Consider the following 21,246-nt stretch of genomic DNA (forward strand, 5'->3'; position numbering starts at 1 on the left):
TCGCGGCGGGCTTCTTCCGCGGCACGTTTGCGGGCACGTTCTATTTCTTCTGCGATCAACCGGTCGATACGGGCATTCAGTTGATTGGCTTCCCGTCTCTTCTTGTTCACTTCGCTTTGCAGACCTTTCTGTTTCTTTTGCAGATTAGCCACCAGTGTGCGCTTCTCTTTCTCCTGAGCTTCCAGTTTCGCCTTTTCGTTCTCACGTTCTTTCAGCAGTCCCTCTTTGGCGGCTTTCACTTGCTGACGTTCTGCTTTTTTCTTCCGTATCTGCTCCTGCTTCTTTAATATTTCCTCTCCCTGCAGACGCTGGTAGGTGGCATATTCACGCACATAACGCATACGACGATACGTTTGTCCCAGGTTCTTGGCGGAGAAGATAAACATCAGTTTCTCTTCAATCGATTTATTCTTATAGAGGTACTGGACAGATGCTTCGTACTTCTTCTTTTTCTCTTTCAGGTCTTTTTCAAGACTATTCAGCTGGCGGTTCAATGACACTAATTCGCGTTCGATAGTCTCCACATCGTTATTGATCGCAAGGATATACCGTTTTCGTTCTTCAATCTGTCCCGTCAGTGCCGCCAGTCCGTTCAACTGACTGCCTACGTCCTTCTTTGTATTCTGTAAAATCGACTCCGTCTCGGCGATCTGCTTCTGCAAAGCACCGCGCTTACCTTCCAGCTCACGAATCAGCTTGTTCGATTGAGCAGAAAGCGGAATCGCCAGCCAAAGGCTGCTTACCAGAATTACAAAGAGACGTTTTATCATAATAAAGCTACCAGCATTTTCATTAATTCTTCCAAAGAGACCTGACGGTATCTGGAAGTAACTTCTGTCGGAGTGATCGAAAGTTCTTTGGTCGAAAAATCATAGAGTTGTACTTTCGCTTTCTCCAGTTTGGGGATTCCCAGGTCTTTCCCGGATAGTTCAGTTTTTCCTCCGGGTTTAGAAGCGTCAGTCAGCAATTTCTCCAATTGGGAGAACTCTACGTTCTTCGATAATATTTCTTTCAGCTCTTTTTTGGTTGCGCGTACAAACCGCTTGTTCATCCGGTCGACGAATAATACTTCAGTAGGAGTCACCTCGATGCGTGCCAATTCCGTACGGAGAATAGGCATCAGCAAGGAAATCTGTACCCGTTCACGGCTCTTCATCTTCATGGTACCGCCCACCGACATACTTCCGCCTTTACCCGGAATCGTCAGCTGAAGTCTGGAAGCCAGATAGCTGGGAATAGCTGCTTCGGAAGCAGCTACTTCCGGCACCTTTGTCGCCGTCAGACGCTTTGAACTCTTACAACCTACCAATACGACTGCAATCAACAAAAAATAAGCGATTCTTTTCATTCTGCAATGTATTTTTTCTTTTCTATTTTCTGTTTCAATGTTTTCGACTCACTGCCCATTTCCAGTGCTTTCTTCCAGTAGGTAAGCGCGCCGTCCACATCTCCGGTCATATAATAGATATCTCCGCAATGTTCTACAATCACATCACTCTTATCGCCGCCCTCACTTTTCATGGCGTTATCGATGTAAATACGAGCTTCCGCATAGTTCCCCTTTTCAAAGAGAATCCAGGCATACGTATCCAGATAAGTGGCATTGTTTGGCTCTGCCTTTACGGTCTTATAGCTCATTTCTTCCGCTTTATCCAGATCACGACGCTCTACTGACAGGTAATAGGCATAGTTGTTCAGTGCGCCAATGTTGGACGGATTGTAGACCAGCGCCGAGTCATAGGCAGCATAAGCCTCCTTCATCTGCTTCTGCGTATGATACATATCTCCCAGAATAGAGTAGAAATCCGAGACGATTTCTTTCTTACTGTCAGCCGTCGTATGTTCCAGCGCTCTCTTGCAGATGCTTATCACACTATCCGGTTTCTCCGCCTGATTATAGGCAACAGCCAGATAATAATAAAATTCCAGCGCATCCGGAGTCGCTTCAATACCCGGCTCGCAGACTTTGATAATCTGCTTATAATCTTCTTTTTTTACCGCAGCACCGATCAGCATCATACGGGCAGCTTTATTGGTAGGGTCCAGGTCAACCACCTGTTCCAAGACGGGGACTGACTCCGACTCCATATTCTTGGACAACAGATATTGCGCATAAAGCATCGGAATCTGAGGATCATCCTGTTCCTGCTTCATGATCCGGTCAAACAAAGCGATGATCTGCGTACTGTCCTTATCGGCCTGTTCATTTTCCACAATCATCTGACGCATGACGCCCACTTTGGTATCAGGAGTCACCTTCTTATTCAGCAACAGTGTATCCAACTGCTGTTGGTAGAGTTCTTCCTGCCCTGTCTGTTTATAGTAAGAAGCCATCGAGAAGATAGCCATCGGATTATCGGGTTCCGCCGCCAGCACCTTCTGATAAACGTCATAAGCCTCCTGTTTCTTGCCATTCTGAAGATATACGTCTCCCAAGATGACTTGATAACGCATGTCCATCGGATATTCCTGCACCAGACTTTCTATTTCCTGAAATGCTTTCTTGTCATCCTTCATCTGGAGGTAGATACGAAACTTCTCCATGGACAACTGTTCATTCTTACCCATACGCTTTTCCAGACGGTTTAAAGTAGAGATGACTTCATCATACTTTTCTTGTCGGCCATACAGGTCCAAAAGGTTGAAAAGCGGGTCCTGCTTGGCAGGAAAACGTACCACCATCTGTTCCAGCAGGGTGACAGCCTTATCCAGTTCGTTCTGTTGCTGATACAAAGATGCCAGTCCCTGACTATACCAGTAGTTATCCGGCGCATTCGCCACAGCCTTTTCCAGCGCCTCTTGCCCTTGCGGCACCTGACGAAGGAACATATAATACTGCGAAACCTCATAAAGCGCAGAAGCCGCATTCGGATGAATATCCAGACAATGCTGCAATAATCCGAAAGCGGACGCATAATCCTTCTTTTCTTTCAGGCGCATAGCTTCCAGAAAGAAATAATCATATTTCCGCTGCTGTTCGGGCGTTAATGAAGACTGCGCCAAAGCGACAGCTGGCTTTTCCCTTGTACTTTTCACCGTTCCGCACGAAACCAATGTCCATACAGCAACCAAAAGCCATATACTATTTTTCTTGTTCATTTTCTCTTTTTATGGTACTTATCCTCGTCCTGTATGTCCGAAGCCCCCTGCTCCGCGTTCTGTTTCATCCAGCACTTCCACTTCCTGCCATACCGCCTGCTCATGTCTGGCGATCACCATCTGGGCGATACGTTCCCCGTCCTCGATCACAAAAGGTTCGGAGGAAAGGTTGACCAGAATAATGCAGACTTCTCCACGATAGTCCGCATCAATCGTTCCCGGAGAGTTGAGCACGGTAATACCCTTTTTAATGGCCAGTCCGCTACGGGGACGAACCTGAGCTTCAAATCCTTGTGGAAGAGCAATATAGATTCCTGTCGGCACCAGACAACGCTGCAATGGCGCCAATGTGATAGGTTCAGAAAGATTAGCACGGATATCCATTCCTGCAGATAACTCAGTGGCGTAAGCCGGAAGCGGATGCTTCGATTTATTGATAACTTGAACGTTCATAAATGCACATTTACTATTTAACGGGCGAAAATACACATTTTGAACTGAAAATTAGTTAAGTTTGCAGTTAAATAATGTGGTAACAACCAATTTGCAAATTGTAATCAGCCAAATAGTAAATAAAATGATGAATTGGAAGCAACTAATATCAGCCAAACGCTTCGGAATGGAAGAGTTTCACGAAGAACGGCAAGAGAACCGTTCCGAGTTCCAACGGGACTATGACCGCCTCATATTTTCCGCACCGTTCCGCCGCCTGCAGAACAAAACACAGGTATTCCCGCTGCCCGGTAGTATTTTCGTACACAACCGACTGACGCACAGCCTCGAAGTATCTTGCGTAGGACGGTCTTTGGGCAACGATGTAGCCAAAGCAATCCTGGAACGCCAACCGGAACTGGAAAGTTCCTTCCTGCCGGAAATCGGCTCAATCGTATCGGCCGCCTGCCTGGCACATGACTTAGGCAATCCGCCTTTCGGGCATTCCGGCGAACGGGCTATCTCTACGTTCTTTTCAGAAGGAAAAGGACAAAGGCTACAGGAAAAGCAGCCGGACGGAGAGCAACTTTCTCCGATGGAATGGGAAGATTTGACACATTTCGAAGGAAATGCGAACGCTTTCCGCATCCTCACTCACCAGTTCGAAGGACGCCGCAGAGGAGGATTCGTCTTAACATATTCAACGCTTGCCTCCATCGTAAAATACCCCTTTTCATCGAGCCTTGCAGGCAAAAAATCCAAGTTCGGCTTCTTTGTCAGTGAGGAAGAAAGCTACCGCAAAATCGCAACCGAGCTGGGACTCATCCAGCTTAGCGAACAACCGTTAAAGTATGCGCGACACCCGCTAGTGTATCTGGTAGAAGCAGCAGATGACATCTGTTATCAGATGATGGATATCGAAGACGCCCATAAACTAAAGATTATCACTACAGACGAGACCAAGAAACTGTTGATGGCGTTTTTCTCCGAAGACCGGCAATCCCGTCTCCGAAGTACTTTCCAAATAGTCAATGATATCAATGAACAGATAGCCTATCTGCGTTCTTCTGTTATCGGTCTGTTAGTACGCGAGTGCACCCGTGTCTTTCTGGAATACGAGCAGGAAATACTGGCAGGAACTTTCGAAGGAGCGCTCATCAAGCACATCGCCGAAGGTCCGGCAGCCGCTTACAATCATTGTGCGGAAATATCACTGAAAAGAATTTATCGTTCGCAAGATGTACTGGACATCGAGCTGGCAGGCTTCCGTATCATCAGCACTTTGCTGGAATTGATGGTAGATGCCGTCACCTTACCGGGAAAAGAAAAAGCTTACTCCGAGCTTTTAACCAACCGTGTTTCCGACCAATACAATATAAAATCGCCCGTACTCTACGAAAGAATACAGGCGGTACTTGATTATATATCTGGAATGACCGATGTCTTCGCACTCGATCTTTACCGGAAAATTAATGGCAACAGCCTTCCTGCGGTGTAACTACCTTAGGAGTAAACACCCCTTCGCTCTCACAAGGCATTTTCAGCGCATCCGGATGACTTTCTATAAACGTCTGGATGTGCCGGATTCGCTTGTCTTCAAGGATTTCATCTACAGCAATCAGGATACCGGTCTCTTCCACGTCACCAAACTCATAGTTGATAGCCGTCCCGAACATACGCATGGTAGGGCTTAAACTCATATAGGCATTGACCAGCGGCGGGATATTATAACCCAGCTTGCGAATCTCCGTATTCAATATCTTATAATCCTCTTTAAAGGTATCCTTGCAGAACAACGTTCTCAGTTCCTCGTCGGAAGTTTCCAGAATCAGCGGTTCCATCGGTGTTACCAGCTCTTCCCGATCATTAAAATGCTTCTTAAGGAAGTACAGAATCATGTCGCGTCCACGACGATGATAGCTGGGATACATAGTCACCTTGCCAAAGAAGTACTTCACATTCGGCATCACCACTGTCAGCGCTCCCAATCCGTCCCACAGATTATCCAACGCAAACAGACCTTTACTGCCGGCACGTGTAGACTGATATTCCAGCGTCACAAAAGAGCGTCCCAACTCAATGGTCTGAGGCAGATATTCCTTTATAAACGCATCCGAGAAATGAAACATGTGAGAAGTAGCCAGAATCGGAGCCCCCGCTTCGTCAAAGCGCACATCCGTTCCAAGCAAATACCGGTAACCACCTAATATTTCTTCCGCCTCCGGATTCCATACGATCAACTGCTTATATGGGTGTTCCATCGTGTCGTATTCGTCGATATCCATCGACAGGCCCGTTCCTCCACCCGCAGCACGAAAGGCAATTTCTCTTAAACGACCAATTTCACGCATCACATTAGGTGCATTCTGATGGGTAATAATATAAATCTGATTATTACTTTTATTGGTCATTCGCAAGCGTCTATCTTCCGTCAACTCTGCTTTCAGCAGTTCTTTGCTCACCGGTTTAATAATCTCTTCCATATTCTTGTTATAGTGTTCTATCAGTTACAGTTTATATACAATGTCCTTCACATACTCCGCCCACTGCGCAGGAGTCTTCGATTTATCGAAAGTCTGCCAGGGAATCGGTTTTCCAAAAGTGACAGTAAAGGTTTTGTGGCGGTTCTTAAACATCTCGTCCGCCAGATACAGCATAGCAATATTGAATTTAATACCCAGTGCCTTACAAACATTCGCCAGATTGTAGAAGAAATCAGAGTTTCTGCCACCAAAATGAACGGGAACTACGTCCCGCTTCGCCTGTATGCTTTTTATAATGAATGTCTTCTTCCATTCCAGATCACGGATCACTCCGTTCTGACGCCGCGAGCAAAGTCCCGCAGGAAACATGATCATCTGGTCGTCGGACTGGAACCCGGCTTCCACCATCTTGGGAAAGTCCTTTGCCTGCTTTCCTGTCTTATTGATAGGAACACAAAGTGGGGCCAAACCGCGAAGGTTCATCAGCAGGTCATTCACCAGATACTTTACTTTCCCGTCATAATGGCGCCCCAGCACATAGCCTAGAGCCACTCCATCCTGTCCTCCCAGCGGGTGATTGGACACAAAGGTATACAATCCTTCTTTCGGCAGGTTCTCTATACCTTTCACCTCCACTTTCGCATCAAGGAACTCCATGCATGCTTCAAGGAAATCCACTCCCAGTTTATCTTTCGATTCATTCAGGAACACATTAATCTCGTCCTGATGAACTATTTTCTTCAGATAAGAAACCACAAACTTAGGGATGTACTTATATTGCTTCGGAGCTTTCGTCCGAAGTATCTTATCGACATCGATTAAAAATAAAGAGTCATCAGTCATTCTTTTCAAATAAAAATGATGCCACAAAATTAACGGTTCTTTTTTATTAATCGCAATAATTTGCCAGAAAATGCAGGATTTAAGTTTGCAACTTGAAAAAAGAACACCCAAAAACTATCAAATACCACCTAAAAACTATCCGCGGATAGTTTTTCCCCTAAATTTTGTCGGTTCATACCCTATCTCATTATCAGAAATGCCGTAAACTTGCACCATCGAAAAATACAAACGAATATTCACTTTTTAAAAGCAACGTATATGAAAAGTTTAAGCTTCAGAAAAGATTTAGTAGGAGTACAGGATGAGTTACTCCGCTTCGCATACAAACTGACAACCGACCGCGAAGAAGCAAACGATTTGTTGCAGGAGACATCACTCAAAGCATTAGACAATGAGGATAAATATATGCCCGACACAAATTTCAAAGGATGGATGTATACCATCATGCGCAATATCTTTATCAACAACTACCGTAAAGTAGTTCGCGACCAGACATTCATCGATCAGACCGATAATCTTTATCATCTGAACCTGCCACAAGACACCGGCTTTGAAAGTACGGAAAGAACGTACGACCTGAAAGAAATGCATCGGGTAGTCAACGCGCTCCCGAAAGAATATAGAGTTCCGTTCGCTATGCACGTTTCCGGCTTCAAGTACCGCGAAATCGCTGAAAAGCTGAACCTCCCGCTGGGCACCGTGAAGAGCCGTATCTTCTTCACCCGCCAGAAATTGCAGGAAGAACTGAAAGACTTTCGCTAAACCTTTAACTATATTATTTATCAATTCCAAGTTAGATATTTTTAGTGCAGATTTTTAATTGTGTTAGTTTAAGGCAGAAGAGTTACCATACCTTCTGCCTTTTTTACTAATCCCTCCTATATGACACCCGGATGTCGAGCATACTGACACCCGGGTGTTGTACGTCCTGACACCCGGGTGTCATACATACCGAGACCCGGGTGTCGTACAAACCTCCCTCGCAAAGAAAGAAAGCCTCTCTTTCGATAAAAAAAAGATTCTTCCTCAATACAAACAAAAAAGCGCCGCATCTTTCCGTTTTCGCCCACTAATAAAGCATTTCCCAAACCGCATCTTTTTCAAGTAAATAAGCATTTAACAATCGGTTGAAAACTTATCTAAAAGATTTTTATGGAAAATTGTGGGGAATTGTGGGGAATTTCCTACTTTTACACTCTCTTATTATAATAAGGTAAATGATACGTTTTTTAGGCAATATTGAAGTCAGGGCGGACGCCAAAGGAAGAGTGTTCATCCCCGCTACTTTCAGGAAGCAACTGCAAGCTGCTTCCGAAGAGAGACTTATTATGCGTAAAGACGTATTTCAGGACTGCCTGACACTGTACCCCGAGAGCGTGTGGAACGAGGAGCTGAATGAGCTCCGAAGCAGGCTGAACAAATGGAATAGCAAACACCAGCTCATTTTCAGACAGTTTGTGAGTGACGTCGAAGTAGTTACGCCCGACAGCAACGGACGCATACTGATCCCGAAGCGTTACTTACAGATTTGTAATATCCGTGGAGATATACGCTTTATCGGTATCGACAACAAGATAGAGATTTGGGCCAAAGAACGGGCAGAACAACCGTTCATGTCCCCCGAAGAGTTCGGTGCAGCATTAGAAGAGATTATGAACGATGAAAATAGACAAGATGGAGAAAGATGAGTTGACATACCACGTACCCGTACTGCTAAAGGAAAGCGTTGACGGAATGAATATTCATCCGGACGGAACGTATGTAGACGTTACCTTCGGAGGAGCAGGGCATTCGCGCGAGATTCTTTCACGCCTTGGAGAAGGCGGGCGCCTGCTGGGATTCGATCAGGACGAGGATGCCGAACGGAATATCGTCAATGATCCCCACTTCACCTTTGTACGCAGCAACTTCCGCTATTTGCAGAATTTCCTGCGGTATCATGACATCGAACAGGTGGACGCAATCCTCGCCGACCTCGGCGTGTCCTCCCACCATTTCGACGACAGCGAGCGTGGCTTCTCATTCCGTTTTGACGGAGCGCTGGATATGCGTATGAACAAACGTGCAGGACTCACCGCAGCCGACATCATCAACACATACGAAGAAGAACGGCTCGCGAACATTTTCTATCTGTACGGTGAATTGAAAAACAGCCGCAAACTGGCATCCGTCATCGTGAAAGCCAGAAACGGACAGTCTATCCGGACCATCGGCGAGTTTCTGGAAATCATCAAGCCGCTTTTCGGACGCGAACGGGAGAAAAAAGAACTGGCGAAAGTATTTCAGGCACTCCGTATCGAAGTGAATCAGGAAATGGAAGCGCTGAAAGAAATGCTGGCAGCAGCCACCGAAGCGCTCAAACCGGGGGGACGCCTTGTAGTGATCACGTATCACTCACTGGAAGACCGCATGGTGAAGAATATAATGAAAACAGGAAACGTAGAAGGGAAAGCGGAAACCGACTTCTTTGGAAATCTGCAAACTCCGTTCCGGTTGGTCAACAATAAAGTGATTGTCCCCGACGAAGCGGAGATAGAAAGAAATCCACGGTCGAGAAGTGCTAAATTACGAATTGCAGAGAAGAAATAATCTCAGATATGGAAGAAGAAGCAGTAAACAAAAAAGCAGAAGAGGGCAAAAAGAAAAAACGCACCTCATTGAAAAGTATTCTGGGAGGAGATATCCTCGCCACAGACTTTTTCCGCCGGCAGACGAAGCTGTTGGTACTGATTATGGTATTCGTCATCTTCTATATCCATAACCGCTATGCGAGCCAGCAACAACAGATTGAGATAGACCGGTTGAAGAAAGAATTAATCGACATTAAATACGATGCACTGACCCGTAGTTCGGAGTTGATGGAGAAAAGCCGTCAGTCACGCATCGAAGAGTATATATCAAACAAGGAAAGTGATTTGCAGACCTCTACCAACCCGCCTTACCTTATTAAATAAGGTGTAAGTGGAGAGTCTTAAAAGAGAATAAGCACTGTGGCAGTAAATAAGAAAAATATAATGACCCGTTACTTCTTTGTCATTCTGATCATGGCACTGATAGGAGTAGCAATTGTCGTCAAGGCAGGCGTGACCATGTTTGCCGAACGGCAGTACTGGCAGGATGTAGCCGATCGTTTCGTAAAAGAAAACGTGACGGTGAAACCTAACCGCGGAAACATTATTTCTTCTGACGGTAAACTGATGGCAAGTTCACTGCCTGAATACAGAATCTACATGGACTTTATGTCCGGTGAAAAGGACGAAAAAAGAAGAAAGAAGGATCAGGCACGTCGGGATTCCATCCTCAAAGCCAATATGGATTCGATTTGCATCGGACTGCATAAGATATTCCCCGACAAAAGTGCGGCACAATTCAAGGCACACCTTCAAAAAGGACGTCAGGCCAAAAGCCGTAACTACCTGATCTACCCGAAGCGTATCTCTTATATACAATATAAAGAGGTGAAACGTCTGCCTGTCTTCTGTCTGAACCGCTATAAGGGAGGATTCAAGGAGTTGGCATATAATCAGCGTAAGAAACCTTTCGGCTCATTGGCAGCCCGTACCCTGGGAGATGTATATGCCGATACAGCCCAAGGAGCAAAGAATGGTATAGAACTCGCGTTCGATACGATTCTGAAAGGACGTGACGGGCTAACTCACCGCCAAAAGGTGATGAACAAATACCTGAACATTGTCGATGTCGCCCCGATCGACGGTTGCGACCTGATCACTACCATCGATGTAGGTATGCAGGATATTTGCGAAAAAGCATTGGTAGACAAGCTGAAAGAGCTGAACGCCACCGTGGGTGTAGTCGTATTGATGGAAGTTGCAACCGGAGAAGTAAAAGCCATCGTCAATATGACGCAAGGCAGAGACGGTGAATATTATGAAGTACGCAACAATGCAATCAGCGATATGCTCGAACCGGGTTCTACCTTCAAGACAGCCTCTATCATGGTAGCTCTGGAAGACGGAAAAATCACTCCGGACTATATCGTAGACACCGGCAACGGACAAAAGCCGATGCATGGCCGTGTCATGAAAGACCACAACTGGCATCGAGGCGGATACGGCAAACTGACTGTTACCGAGATTTTGGGAGTATCGTCCAATGTCGGAACTTCCAGCATCATCGAGAACTTTTACGGAAGCAACCCGCAGAAGTTTGTGGACGGACTGAAACGGATGAGCATCGACCAGCCACTCCACCTGCAAATATCCGGAGAAGGAAAGCCGAATATTCGTGGTCCGAAAGAACGCTATTTTTCAAAAACGACTTTGCCATGGATGAGCATCGGCTATGAAACGCAGGTTCCACCGATCAATATTCTGACATTCTATAATGCAATAGCCAATAACGGAGTATCCATACGTCCGAAGTTTGTAAAAGCCGCCGTCAGAGACGGAGAAGTGATAAAGGAATATCCGACGGAAATCATCAATCCCAAGATCTGTTCGGACAAGACGCTGGCACAAATACGGGAAATCCTGCGGAAAGTGGTAGGTGAAGGACTTGCCAAACCGGCAGGAAGCAAGCAGTTCCATGTGTCCGGTAAGACCGGAACAGCACAGGTTTCGCAGGGAGCAGCCGGCTACAAGACAGGAAGAACCAATTATCTCGTCAGCTTCTGCGGATACTTCCCATCGGAAGAGCCGAAGTACAGTATGATTGTTTCGATCCAGAAACCCGGTTTGCCCGCTTCGGGAGGTTTGATGGCAGGTAGCGTATTCAGCAAGATCGCAGAAAGAGTGTATGCCAAAGACCTGCGCTTGCCACTCACAAGTGCCATTGATACGAATACGGTAGTCATCCCGAACGTTAAGGCAGGAGAAATGAGGGAAACGCAACGGGTACTGGAAGAACTGAATATAAAGATACAGGGAAAAATCACCGATTCGGGAAAAGAAGTATGGGGAAGCACCCATCCCGCCCCTCAGGCGGTAGTTCTTGAAAGCCGGGGTATCATGCAGAACTTCGTGCCAAGCGTCGTAGGCATGGGAGCGAAAGATGCTGTTTATCTATTGGAAAGCAAAGGATTGAAAGTCAATCTGGTGGGAGTCGGGAAAGTAAAAAGCCAGTCGATAGCCAACGGCAGTGTTGCAAGAAAAGGGCAGACGATTACGCTTACGTTGCATTAAGAATTAAATTAAGTAGGACAGATATGTTATTAAACGAGTTACTGAAAGCAATCCAGCCGGTGCAAGTGACCGGAGATTCAAGGATAGAGATCACCGGAGTCAACATTGACTCCCGTCTGGTAGAAGCCGGACAGCTGTTTATGGCGATGCGCGGCACGCAGACCGATGGTCACGCCTATATCCCCGCTGCCATTCAGAAGGGAGCGACTGCCATCCTCTGCGAAGATATACCGGAGGAACCCGTAGCAGGAATCACTTATATCCAAGTGAAAGACAGCGAAGATGCAGTAGGAAAGATTGCAACGACATTCTACGGTAATCCGACTTCACAATTCGAACTGGTCGGTGTGACGGGAACAAATGGCAAGACAACCATCGCCACCTTATTATATAATACATTCCGCTACTTCGGATATAAAGTGGGATTAATCTCTACTGTCTGCAACTATATCGACGATCAGCCGATTCCGACAGAACATACCACCCCCGACCCTATCACGCTCAACCGCTTGTTGGGGCAAATGGCGGACGAAGGATGCAAGTACGTCTTTATGGAAGTCAGTTCACATTCCATCGCTCAAAAACGTATCAGCGGATTAAAGTTTGCGGGAGGTATCTTCACGAATCTGACGCGCGATCATCTGGATTATCACAAAACGGTAGAGAACTATCTGAAGGCAAAGAAAAAGTTCTTTGACGATATGCCTAAAAACGCTTTCAGCCTCACCAACCTTGACGATAAGAACGGGCTGGTGATGACACAAAATACACGTTCCAAGGTCTACACCTATTCATTAAGAAGCCTCAGCGACTTCAAAGGCCGGGTCATAGAATCCCATTTTGAAGGAATGCTGCTCGATTTCAATAATCATGAGCTGGCCGTTCAGTTTATCGGCAAGTTCAATGCATCCAATCTGTTGGCGGTATTTGGAGCAGCCGTATTATTGGGCAAAAAAGAGGAAGATGTACTTCTTGCGCTCAGTACGCTCCATCCGGTAGCCGGACGTTTCGATGCCATCCGTTCTCCGAAAGGGGTAACGGCCATCGTTGACTATGCACATACTCCGGACGCGTTGGTGAATGTATTGAACGCCATTCATGGAGTACTCGAAGGCAAAGGAAAAGTGATCACCGTAGTAGGTGCCGGCGGCAACCGCGATAAGGGGAAACGCCCCATCATGGCAAAGGAAGCAGCGAAAGCCAGTGACCGGGTGATTATCACATCGGACAATCCGCGTTTTGAAGAGCCACAGGAGATTATCAACGATATGCTTGCCGGACTGGATGCGGAAGATATGAAAAAAACGCTCAGCATCGCCGACCGGAAAGAAGCGATCCGCACGGCTTGCATGCTTGCAGAAAAAGGAGACGTGATACTCGTTGCCGGAAAAGGGCACGAAAACTATCAGGAAATCAAAGGAGTGAAACACCACTTTGACGACAAGGAAGTTTTGAAGGAAATATTTAATTGACAACATATAATTATTTGCAATAGACAGCATCTTATCAAGCGTGGGGCAACAATGAGAAACTGTAAATTGCAGGCTATAAATTGTAAATAGAAAAGAGATGTTATACTATCTGTTTGAATGGCTGCACAAGCTTAATTTTCCCGGAGCGGGAATGTTCGGTTACACCTCATTCCGTGCTTTGATGGCTGTTATCCTCGCATTGCTTATATCGAGTATATGGGGAGACAAATTCATCAATCTGCTTAAAAAGAAGCAAATCACGGAAACACAGCGTGACGCCAAGACCGACCCGTTCGGTGTCAACAAAGTAGGCGTACCAAGCATGGGAGGTGTCATCATCATTGTAGCCATCCTTATACCTTGCCTGCTATTGGGTAAGCTGGATAATATATACATGATATTGATGCTGATCACCACTGTATGGCTGGGATCACTCGGTTTTGCCGACGACTATATCAAAATATTCAAGAAAGACAAGGAAGGCTTGCACGGTAAGTTCAAAATCATCGGTCAGGTGGGTCTGGGGCTGATTGTAGGCTTAACCCTGTATCTGAGTCCGGATGTAGTTATCCGCGAGAACATCGAGGTTCATACACCGGGACAGGAAATGGAAGTGATTCACGGAACCAATGATTTAAAATCTACCCAAACCACTATTCCTTTCTTTAAAAGTAACAACTTAGATTATGCCGACCTGGTGGGCTTTATGGGCGAACATGCACAGACAGCCGGATGGTTCCTGTTCGTGATCATTACGATCTTCGTTGTAACCGCCGTTTCGAACGGGGCTAACCTGAATGACGGCATGGACGGTATGGCAGCCGGAAACTCCGCCATTATCGGTGCCACGCTGGGAATACTGGCGTACGTATCGTCACACATCGAATTTGCCAGCTATCTGAATATCATGTACATTCCGGGATCGGAAGAACTGGTAATCTACATTTGTGCCTTTATCGGTGCATTGATCGGTTTCTTATGGTACAACGCCTATCCGGCACAAGTATTCATGGGAGACACAGGCAGCCTGACTATCGGTGGTATCATTGCCGTATTTGCCATTATCATCCACAAAGAATTGCTGATACCGATTCTCTGCGGTGTATTTCTGGTAGAGAATCTGTCAGTCATACTGCAACGCTTCTACTATAAGATAGGTAAGCGGAAGGGAGTAAAACAGCGGTTGTTCAAACGAACTCCGATACACGATCATTTCCGTACTTCGATGAGTCTGGTAGAACCGGGATGTACGGTGAAGTTCACGAAGCCCGACCAGCTATTTCACGAATCAAAGATTACCGTCCGTTTCTGGATTGTAACGATTGTACTGGCAGCGATAACGATTATTACATTAAAAATACGATGAGAACAAACAGACTGCCCAATGCAGGATATTTGTAACATTAATATAGTTGAGAGTATTAACCCGATTATTAACTTTAAAAAGATGTGCGCAGCCGACGAGCGAAAAAGAAAAGATGAAAAGGAAGAGAGAAGAGTCTGCCTGTCGGACAGCAAAAGCACATTATTGTAAATGAAAAGAATTGTAATTTTAGGAGCCGGTGAAAGCGGCGCTGGTGCAGCCGTACTCGCCAAAGTAAAAGGATTTGAAACATTTGTTTCGGATATGTCCGCTATCAAGGATAAGTATAAGGAACTTCTGGACAGCCACCATATTGCCTGGGAGGAAGGACATCATACCGAAGAACTCATTCTGAATGCCGATGAAGTGATTAAAAGCCCCGGTATCCCGAATGACGCCCCGCTGATCCTGAAACTGAAAGCCCAAGGCACACCGGTTATCTCCGAAATCGAGTTTGCCGGACGCTATACCGATGCAAAAATGATCTGCATCACCGGTTCTAACGGAAAGACAACGACTACTTCCCTGATCTACCACATCTTTAAGAGTGCAGATCTGAATGTAGGACTGGCCGGAAATATCGGCAAGAGTCTGGCTTTGCAAGTAGCCGAAGAGCATCATGACTATTATATCATCGAACTCAGCTCTTTCCAACTGGACAATATGTATAACTTCCGTGCCAATATCGCCGTACTGATGAATATCACTCCGGACCATTTGGACCGATACGACCATTGTATGCAGAACTACATCGATGCCAAATTCCGTATTACGCAGAACCAGACAACGGACGACGCTTTCATCTTCTGGAACGATGACCCGATCATCAAACAGGAACTGGCAAAGCACGGTCTGAAAGCTCATCTGTATCCTTTCGCAGCCGTGAAGGAAGACGGAGCCATCGCATACGTAGAAGACCACGAAGTGAAGATAACCGAGCCCATCGCCTTCAACATGGAACAGGAGGAACTGGCACTGACCGGACAGCACAATCTTTACAACTCGCTGGCTGCCGGTATCTCGGCAAACCTGGCAGGTATCACTAAAGAAAATATCCGCAAGGCGCTCTCCGACTTCAAGGGAGTGGAACATCGCCTGGAGAAAGTGGCGCGCGTACGTGGTATCGACTTCATCAATGACTCAAAAGCGACCAATGTCAACTCTTGCTGGTATGCCCTGCAAAGCATGACCACCAAGACAGTACTGATACTGGGCGGCAAAGACAAAGGCAACGACTATACGGAAATAGAAGACCTGGTACGTGAAAAGTGCTCGGCACTGGTTTATCTGGGACTGCACAACGAAAAGTTGCACGACTTTTTCGACCGTTTCGGACTGCCCGTAGCCGATGTGCAGACCGGAATGAAGGATGCAGTAGAAGCAGCCTACAAACTGGCAAAGAAAGGAGAAACCGTATTGTTAAGCCCCTGCTGCGCCTCATTCGACCTCTTCAAGAGTTACGAAGACCGCGGCGATCAGTTTAAGAAATATGTAAGAGAATTATAAAATGGATTTATTAAAGAGCATATTTAAAGGCGACAAGGTAATCTGGATTATCTTCCTCTGTCTCTGCCTCATCTCGATTATCGAGGTGTTTTCGGCAGCATCGACGCTGACGTACAAAAGCGGCGACCACTGGGGACCGATAACACAGCATTCTATCATCCTGATGGTAGGTGCCGTAGTAGTGGTATTTCTGCATAACGTCCCCTACAAATGGTTCCAGGTATTCCCCGTCTTCCTGTATCCGATTTCCCTCGTTCTACTGGCATTCGTCACGCTGATGGGTATCATTACAGGCGACCGTGTCAATGGGGCAGCCCGCTGGATGACCTTTATGGGACTGCAATTCCAGCCTTCGGAACTGGCAAAGATGGCTGTCATCATTGCCGTTTCGTTCATCCTGTCCAAGAGACAGGATGAAGAAGGAGCCAACCCCAATGCCTTTAAATACATCATGATCCTTACCGGACTGGTTCTCGTACTGATTGCTCCGGAAAACCTGTCGACAGCCATGTTGCTGTTCGGCGTCGTATTCATGATGATGTTCATCGGGCGGGTGGCGGCAAAGAAACTCCTTCTGCTGGCAGGAGGACTTGTGCTGATTGTCGCACTCGGTGTAGGTACAGTAGTTGCCATCCCTGCCAAAACGCTGCACAGCACTCCCGGACTTCACCGTCTGGAGACTTGGCAGAACCGTATCAAAGGTTTCTTCGATAAAGACGAAGTGCCCGCAGCCAAATTCGATATAGACAAAGACGCACAGATCGCCCATGCCCGTATTGCCATCGCTACCAGTCACGTAGTGGGCAAAGGACCGGGAAATTCCATACAGCGTGACTTCCTCAGTCAGGCATTCTCCGACTTTATCTTTGCGATTGTCATCGAAGAAATGGGATTGATAGGAGGTATATTTGTCGTATTCCTCTATCTCTGTCTGCTGATGCGGGCCGGACGTATCGCGCAAAAATGCGAACGGACCTTCCCCGCCTTCCTTGTCATGGGTATCGCTTTGCTGCTGGTATCGCAGGCGATACTGAATATGATGGTTGCCGTGGGACTGTTCCCCGTAACAGGACAGCCTCTGCCTTTGGTCAGCAAGGGAGGTACAAGTACATTGATCAACTGTGCTTATATCGGAATGATATTAAGCGTGAGCCGATATACCGCTCATTTGGAAGAACAGAAAGCGCATGATGCACAGATTCAGATGCAGATAGAAGCCGAAACAGCTACTTCGGAAGCACAAGCCGCCGCCGAACCCACTGCACAGATTCTGAATAGCGATGCCAAGTTTGAGGATGAACATGATAGCAGTAAATGAAGATGAACGGATAGAAAAAAGGATTATTATGGAGAAAGAACTTAGAATTATCATCAGCGGTGGAGGCACAGGAGGACATATCTTCCCTGCCGTATCTATCGCCAACGCTATAATAGAGCTGCGACCGGACGCGAAAATCTTATTTGTGGGAGCCGAGGGCCGTATGGAGATGCAGCGGGTTCCCGATGCAGGCTATAAGATTATCGGGCTACCGATAGCCGGTTTCGACCGCAAACATTTATGGAAAAACGTATCCGTACTGATCAAACTGGCACGCAGCCAATGGAAAGCGCGCAGCATCATCAAAAACTTCCGCCCGCAAGTAGCGGTAGGCGTAGGAGGATACGCCAGCGGACCGACACTCAAAACTGCCGGAATGATGGGAGTGCCGACTCTGATTCAGGAACAGAACTCGTATGCCGGAGTCACCAACAAGTTGCTGGCACAAAAAGCAAAGACTATTTGTGTCGCTTATGATGGAATGGAAAAGTTCTTTCCTGCCGATAAGATTATAATGACCGGAAATCCCGTTCGCCAGAATCTGACGAAGGATATGCCGGAAAAAGGCGCGGCACTACGTTCCTTTAATCTGCAGCCGGATAAGAAGACAATTCTGATTGTAGGCGGTAGCCTTGGCGCACGTACCATTAACAATACGCTGACTGCAGCCTTAGCTACAATAAAAGAAAACAACGATATACAGTTCATCTGGCAGACCGGAAAATATTACTATCCGCAGGTGACAGAAGCCTTACGGGCAGCAGGAGAACTTCCAAATCTGTACGTGACGGACTTCATCAAGGATATGGCAGCCGCTTACGCAGCTTCCGACCTAGTGATTTCACGTGCGGGAGCCGGTTCTATTTCAGAGTTTTGTCTGTTGCACAAGCCTGTGGTTCTGGTTCCTTCGCCCAATGTGGCAGAAGATCATCAGACCAAGAATGCACTGGCACTGGTAGACAAACAAGCCGCCATCTACGTAAAAGACAGCGAAGCAGAAGCAAAGTTGATGGACGTAGCCCTGAACACAGTAGCTGACGACCGGAAACTGAAAGAACTAAGTGAGAATATAGCCAAGTTGGCTTTGCCCGACTCTGCACGAATCATCGCGCAGGAAGTAATCAAGCTGGCAGAAGCAGAAAACTAGTTGAGGGAATGCAAAAATCGCAACTATCCCAATTAGGATTGACTAAAAAGTCAGTAGAATCTCCAATCTCCTCCTTCCAGAAGGAGGAGAATGAAAATACTACCGACTTTTGGGGGCATCCCCAATTAAAGGTAGTACCGACTCTGATTAAAACTTGAAATGTTACTTGGAACAAGAATTATAAAAAGAAACAGTATAAAGAAATGAATATTGAAACGATCAAATCAGTCTACTTTGTCGGTGCCGGAGGCATCGGTATGAGTGCGCTTGTCCGCTATTTCCTTTCCAAAGGAAAAGTGGTAGCCGGATACGACCGCACCCCGACTCCATTGACTGAAAACCTCATCGCCGAAGGCGCACAAATACATTACGAAGAAAACGTCCGACTGATTCCGGAAGCCTGCAAAGACAAAGAAAGCACTTTAGTCGTATTGACTCCCGCCGTTCCGCAGGAACACGAAGAATTGGTTTATTTCCGCAACAACGGATTCGAAATACAAAAACGCGCGCAAGTACTGGGAACGATCACTCATTCCAGCAAAGGTCTGTGTGTAGCCGGCACTCATGGCAAGACAACCACTTCTACCATGACCGCCCACCTATTCCACCAATCGCACATAGAATGTACCGCTTTCCTCGGAGGCATCTCCAAGAATTACGGCACCAATCTGCTACTCTCTCAGAAAAGCCCTTATACCGTCATCGAAGCAGACGAGTTCGACCGCTCTTTCCATTGGCTGTCCCCTTATATGTCTGTCATCACTGCCACAGACCCCGATCATCTGGACATCTACGGAACAGAAAAGGCATACCTCGAAAGCTTCGAACATTATACAACACTGATCCAGCCGGGCGGTGCACTGATTATCCGAAAAGGTATCTCACTACAACCGAAAGTACAGGCCGGAGTCCGTGTCTATACCTATTCGCGTGACGAAGGAGACTTCCACGCCGAGAATATCCGCATCGGAAACGGTGAAATCTTCATCGACTTCGTTGCCCCCGACACACGTATCAACAATATCCAACTGGGAGTTCCGGTAAGCATCAACATCGAGAATGGTGTAGCCGCCATGGCACTCGCCCACCTCAACGGAGTGACCGACGAAGAGATCAGACAAGGAATGAACAGCTTCCGCGGTGTAGACCGCCGGTTCGATTTCAAGATCAAGAATGACCAGGTAGTCTTTCTGAGCGACTACGCCCATCATCCCTCTGAAATCAAACAGAGCGTGCTGTCTATCCGCGAACTCTATAAAGACAAGAAGATCACAGCCATCTTCCAGCCGCACCTGTACACCCGTACCCGCGACTTCTATCAGGACTTTGCCGATAGCCTGTCGCTACTGGACGAAGTCATTCTGGTAGACATCTATCCGGCTCGTGAGACACCGATCCCCGGTGTCACCAGCAAGCTGATATACGACAACCTCCGTCCGGGCATCGAAAAAAGTATGTGCAAAAAGGAAGAAATACTGAACATTCTGAAAGATAAAAACATTGAAGTATTAATAACTCTGGGAGCCGGAGACATAGACAATTATGTCCCCGAAATAAAGAAAGAACTGGAAAAAATGAAGAACGAAGAGCGAAGAACGAAGAACTAAGAATTTCTACGCTACATCATACAGTCGCGCAGCCAATTCTCAATTCTTCATTTTCAATTTTCAATTCTCAATTAAATAAAAACTATGGTAAAGAGAATCCTTCTATCTATCGTCATGTTGATGCTTATCGCCTACCTCGGCATAGCCATCACCGCTTTCAACCGCAAGCCTGCCGACCAGACCTGCCGTGACGTAGAACTGGTCATCAAGGATACCACTTATGCCGGCTTCATCACCAAAGAAGAAGTGAAAGGCATCCTCCAGCATAAAGGTATCTACCCTATCGGGAAAAAGATGGAGCGCATCTCTACCAAGTCGCTGGAACGGGAACTGAGCAAGCATCCGCTGATCGACGAAGCGGAATGCTACAAAACACCCAGCGGCAAAGTCTGCGTAGAAGTGACACAACGTATACCGATATTACGCATCATGAGTGCCAACGGAGAGAATTATTACCTTGATAATAAAGGAACCGTCATGCCGCCGGAAGCAAAATGCGTCGCACATCGGGCAATTGTCACCGGAAACGTAGAAAAGTCGTTTGCAATGAAGGATTTATATAAGTTTGGTGTATTTTTGCAAAACAATAAGTTCTGGGACGCCCAGATAGAACAAATCCATGTGTTGCCCGACCGCAACATCGAACTGGTACCTCGTGTAGGCGACCACCTCGTCTATCTCGGCAAACTTGAAAACTTTGAAAACAAACTGGCACGCCTGAAAGAATTCTACCAAAAAGGACTCAATCAGGTAGGCTGGAACAAATATTCACGCATCAGTCTTGAATTCAGCAACCAGATTATCTGTACGAAGAGAGAGAGTAATAGGTAACAGG

At 46.6% G+C, this 21,246-nt stretch carries 20 protein-coding genes; 14 read left to right on the top strand and 6 right to left on the bottom strand.

Annotation, left to right across the window (positions count from 1 at the left end; all coding sequences use genetic code 11):
• The 4 genes from DW640_RS03855 to dut all read right to left on the bottom strand — a co-directional run.
• A partial coding sequence (locus DW640_RS03855) for a murein hydrolase activator EnvC (RefSeq protein ID WP_370448812.1) occupies positions 1 to 770 on the bottom strand: 770 nt, incomplete at its 3' end.
• Positions 767 to 1,348, bottom strand: a complete 582-nt coding sequence (locus DW640_RS03860; RefSeq protein ID WP_117577409.1) for a DUF4292 domain-containing protein — start codon at positions 1,346 to 1,348, stop codon at positions 767 to 769. The genes DW640_RS03860 and DW640_RS03855, both read right to left, overlap by 4 nt.
• Positions 1,345 to 3,099 (bottom strand): lipopolysaccharide assembly protein LapB, encoded by a 1,755-nt coding sequence (locus DW640_RS03865; RefSeq protein WP_008763727.1) that lies wholly within the window; start codon positions 3,097 to 3,099, stop codon positions 1,345 to 1,347. Before DW640_RS03865 ends, DW640_RS03860 begins: the two co-directional genes overlap by 4 nt.
• 18 nt (positions 3,100 to 3,117) lie before the next feature.
• On the bottom strand, positions 3,118 to 3,552 hold the full coding sequence (gene dut, locus DW640_RS03870) for a dUTP diphosphatase (protein WP_008767650.1): 435 nt from the start codon (positions 3,550 to 3,552) through the stop codon (positions 3,118 to 3,120).
• Between the two features lie 124 nt (positions 3,553 to 3,676).
• Here dut and DW640_RS03875 point away from each other — a divergent pair, with 124 nt between their 5' ends.
• The gene (locus tag DW640_RS03875) at positions 3,677 to 5,029 is read left to right on the top strand and encodes a deoxyguanosinetriphosphate triphosphohydrolase (protein ID WP_117577502.1); all 1,353 of its coding nucleotides are present in this window, start codon (positions 3,677 to 3,679) and stop codon (positions 5,027 to 5,029) included.
• On the opposite strand, the gene DW640_RS03880 is transcribed toward DW640_RS03875, so the two are convergent.
• On the bottom strand, positions 5,001 to 6,014 hold the full coding sequence (locus DW640_RS03880) for a GNAT family N-acetyltransferase (protein ID WP_008763724.1): 1,014 nt from the start codon (positions 6,012 to 6,014) through the stop codon (positions 5,001 to 5,003). The two genes, DW640_RS03875 and DW640_RS03880, sit on opposite strands and share 29 nt — an antisense overlap.
• A gap of 24 nt (positions 6,015 to 6,038) precedes the next feature.
• Complete coding sequence (locus tag DW640_RS03885; RefSeq protein ID WP_011108841.1) at positions 6,039 to 6,857, bottom strand: 1-acyl-sn-glycerol-3-phosphate acyltransferase; 819 nt, start codon at positions 6,855 to 6,857, stop codon at positions 6,039 to 6,041.
• A 258-nt stretch (positions 6,858 to 7,115) separates the two neighbouring features.
• On the opposite strand from DW640_RS03885, the gene DW640_RS03890 reads away from it, so the two are divergent.
• The 13 genes from DW640_RS03890 to DW640_RS03945 all read left to right on the top strand — a co-directional run bounded on the left by DW640_RS03890 (position 7,116) and on the right by DW640_RS03945 (position 21,242).
• Positions 7,116 to 7,619: an RNA polymerase sigma factor gene (locus tag DW640_RS03890; protein WP_008763722.1), complete on the top strand. Its 504-nt coding sequence runs from the start codon at positions 7,116 to 7,118 to the stop codon at positions 7,617 to 7,619.
• Between the two features lie 455 nt (positions 7,620 to 8,074).
• A complete protein-coding gene (gene mraZ / locus DW640_RS03895) occupies positions 8,075 to 8,545 on the top strand; it encodes a division/cell wall cluster transcriptional repressor MraZ (RefSeq protein WP_008763721.1) in 471 nt (156 codons plus the stop codon).
• Positions 8,532 to 9,446, top strand: a complete 915-nt coding sequence (gene rsmH, locus DW640_RS03900; RefSeq protein ID WP_074857879.1) for a 16S rRNA (cytosine(1402)-N(4))-methyltransferase RsmH — start codon at positions 8,532 to 8,534, stop codon at positions 9,444 to 9,446. Before mraZ ends, rsmH begins: the two co-directional genes overlap by 14 nt.
• Before the next feature lie 8 nt (positions 9,447 to 9,454).
• A complete protein-coding gene (locus DW640_RS03905) occupies positions 9,455 to 9,811 on the top strand; it encodes an FtsL-like putative cell division protein (RefSeq protein WP_048696456.1) in 357 nt (118 codons plus the stop codon).
• Positions 9,812 to 9,871: 60 nt separating this feature from the next.
• Positions 9,872 to 11,998: a penicillin-binding protein gene (locus tag DW640_RS03910; RefSeq protein ID WP_011108840.1), complete on the top strand. Its 2,127-nt coding sequence runs from the start codon at positions 9,872 to 9,874 to the stop codon at positions 11,996 to 11,998.
• Positions 11,999 to 12,021: 23 nt separating this feature from the next.
• Positions 12,022 to 13,470 carry a UDP-N-acetylmuramoyl-L-alanyl-D-glutamate--2,6-diaminopimelate ligase gene (locus DW640_RS03915; RefSeq protein WP_011108839.1) on the top strand — a complete coding sequence of 483 codons (1,449 nt, stop codon included), beginning with the start codon at positions 12,022 to 12,024 and terminating at the stop codon, positions 13,468 to 13,470.
• Between the two features lie 97 nt (positions 13,471 to 13,567).
• Positions 13,568 to 14,836 carry a phospho-N-acetylmuramoyl-pentapeptide-transferase gene (mraY, locus tag DW640_RS03920; RefSeq protein ID WP_008763716.1) on the top strand — a complete coding sequence of 423 codons (1,269 nt, stop codon included), beginning with the start codon at positions 13,568 to 13,570 and terminating at the stop codon, positions 14,834 to 14,836.
• A gap of 168 nt (positions 14,837 to 15,004) precedes the next feature.
• Complete coding sequence (gene murD / locus DW640_RS03925; protein WP_048696462.1) at positions 15,005 to 16,339, top strand: UDP-N-acetylmuramoyl-L-alanine--D-glutamate ligase; 1,335 nt, start codon at positions 15,005 to 15,007, stop codon at positions 16,337 to 16,339.
• 1 nt (position 16,340) lies between these two features.
• Positions 16,341 to 17,657: an FtsW/RodA/SpoVE family cell cycle protein gene (locus DW640_RS03930; RefSeq protein ID WP_117577411.1), complete on the top strand. Its 1,317-nt coding sequence runs from the start codon at positions 16,341 to 16,343 to the stop codon at positions 17,655 to 17,657.
• Positions 17,658 to 17,685: 28 nt separating this feature from the next.
• A complete protein-coding gene (murG, locus tag DW640_RS03935; RefSeq protein ID WP_016269376.1) occupies positions 17,686 to 18,804 on the top strand; it encodes an undecaprenyldiphospho-muramoylpentapeptide beta-N-acetylglucosaminyltransferase in 1,119 nt (372 codons plus the stop codon).
• 8 nt (positions 18,805 to 18,812) lie between these two features.
• Positions 18,813 to 18,962 carry a hypothetical protein gene (locus DW640_RS23520; RefSeq protein WP_158562586.1) on the top strand — a complete coding sequence of 50 codons (150 nt, stop codon included), beginning with the start codon at positions 18,813 to 18,815 and terminating at the stop codon, positions 18,960 to 18,962.
• 45 nt (positions 18,963 to 19,007) lie between these two features.
• On the top strand, positions 19,008 to 20,411 hold the full coding sequence (gene murC / locus DW640_RS03940; RefSeq protein WP_008763710.1) for a UDP-N-acetylmuramate--L-alanine ligase: 1,404 nt from the start codon (positions 19,008 to 19,010) through the stop codon (positions 20,409 to 20,411).
• An 84-nt stretch (positions 20,412 to 20,495) separates the two neighbouring features.
• A complete protein-coding gene (locus tag DW640_RS03945; RefSeq protein WP_008763709.1) occupies positions 20,496 to 21,242 on the top strand; it encodes a cell division protein FtsQ/DivIB in 747 nt (248 codons plus the stop codon).
• The last annotated feature ends 4 nt before the right edge of the window (positions 21,243 to 21,246 follow it).

The organism is Bacteroides sp. AM23-12, assembly GCF_003434395.1.
In the GTDB taxonomy this organism is placed as follows: Bacteria; Bacteroidota; Bacteroidia; order Bacteroidales; family Bacteroidaceae; genus Bacteroides; species Bacteroides thetaiotaomicron.

What these genes read in the sequence shown, in the direction of transcription:
- DW640_RS03860 (WP_117577409.1), bottom strand. Translation starts at nt 1,348, where the DNA reads ATGAAAAGAATCGCTTATTTTTTGTTGATTGCAGTCGTATTGGTAGGT.
- DW640_RS03865 (WP_008763727.1), bottom strand. Translation starts at nt 3,099, where the DNA reads ATGAACAAGAAAAATAGTATATGGCTTTTGGTTGCTGTATGGACATTG.
- dut (WP_008767650.1), bottom strand. Translation starts at nt 3,552, where the DNA reads ATGAACGTTCAAGTTATCAATAAATCGAAGCATCCGCTTCCGGCTTAC.
- DW640_RS03875 (WP_117577502.1), top strand. Translation starts at nt 3,677, where the DNA reads ATGATGAATTGGAAGCAACTAATATCAGCCAAACGCTTCGGAATGGAA.
- DW640_RS03880 (WP_008763724.1), bottom strand. Translation starts at nt 6,014, where the DNA reads ATGGAAGAGATTATTAAACCGGTGAGCAAAGAACTGCTGAAAGCAGAG.
- DW640_RS03885 (WP_011108841.1), bottom strand. Translation starts at nt 6,857, where the DNA reads ATGACTGATGACTCTTTATTTTTAATCGATGTCGATAAGATACTTCGG.
- DW640_RS03890 (WP_008763722.1), top strand. Translation starts at nt 7,116, where the DNA reads ATGAAAAGTTTAAGCTTCAGAAAAGATTTAGTAGGAGTACAGGATGAG.
- mraZ (WP_008763721.1), top strand. Translation starts at nt 8,075, where the DNA reads ATGATACGTTTTTTAGGCAATATTGAAGTCAGGGCGGACGCCAAAGGA.
- rsmH (WP_074857879.1), top strand. Translation starts at nt 8,532, where the DNA reads ATGGAGAAAGATGAGTTGACATACCACGTACCCGTACTGCTAAAGGAA.
- DW640_RS03905 (WP_048696456.1), top strand. Translation starts at nt 9,455, where the DNA reads ATGGAAGAAGAAGCAGTAAACAAAAAAGCAGAAGAGGGCAAAAAGAAA.
- DW640_RS03910 (WP_011108840.1), top strand. Translation starts at nt 9,872, where the DNA reads ATGACCCGTTACTTCTTTGTCATTCTGATCATGGCACTGATAGGAGTA.
- DW640_RS03915 (WP_011108839.1), top strand. Translation starts at nt 12,022, where the DNA reads ATGTTATTAAACGAGTTACTGAAAGCAATCCAGCCGGTGCAAGTGACC.
- mraY (WP_008763716.1), top strand. Translation starts at nt 13,568, where the DNA reads ATGTTATACTATCTGTTTGAATGGCTGCACAAGCTTAATTTTCCCGGA.
- murD (WP_048696462.1), top strand. Translation starts at nt 15,005, where the DNA reads ATGAAAAGAATTGTAATTTTAGGAGCCGGTGAAAGCGGCGCTGGTGCA.
- DW640_RS03930 (WP_117577411.1), top strand. Translation starts at nt 16,341, where the DNA reads ATGGATTTATTAAAGAGCATATTTAAAGGCGACAAGGTAATCTGGATT.
- murG (WP_016269376.1), top strand. Translation starts at nt 17,686, where the DNA reads ATGGAGAAAGAACTTAGAATTATCATCAGCGGTGGAGGCACAGGAGGA.
- DW640_RS23520 (WP_158562586.1), top strand. Translation starts at nt 18,813, where the DNA reads ATGCAAAAATCGCAACTATCCCAATTAGGATTGACTAAAAAGTCAGTA.
- murC (WP_008763710.1), top strand. Translation starts at nt 19,008, where the DNA reads ATGAATATTGAAACGATCAAATCAGTCTACTTTGTCGGTGCCGGAGGC.
- DW640_RS03945 (WP_008763709.1), top strand. Translation starts at nt 20,496, where the DNA reads ATGGTAAAGAGAATCCTTCTATCTATCGTCATGTTGATGCTTATCGCC.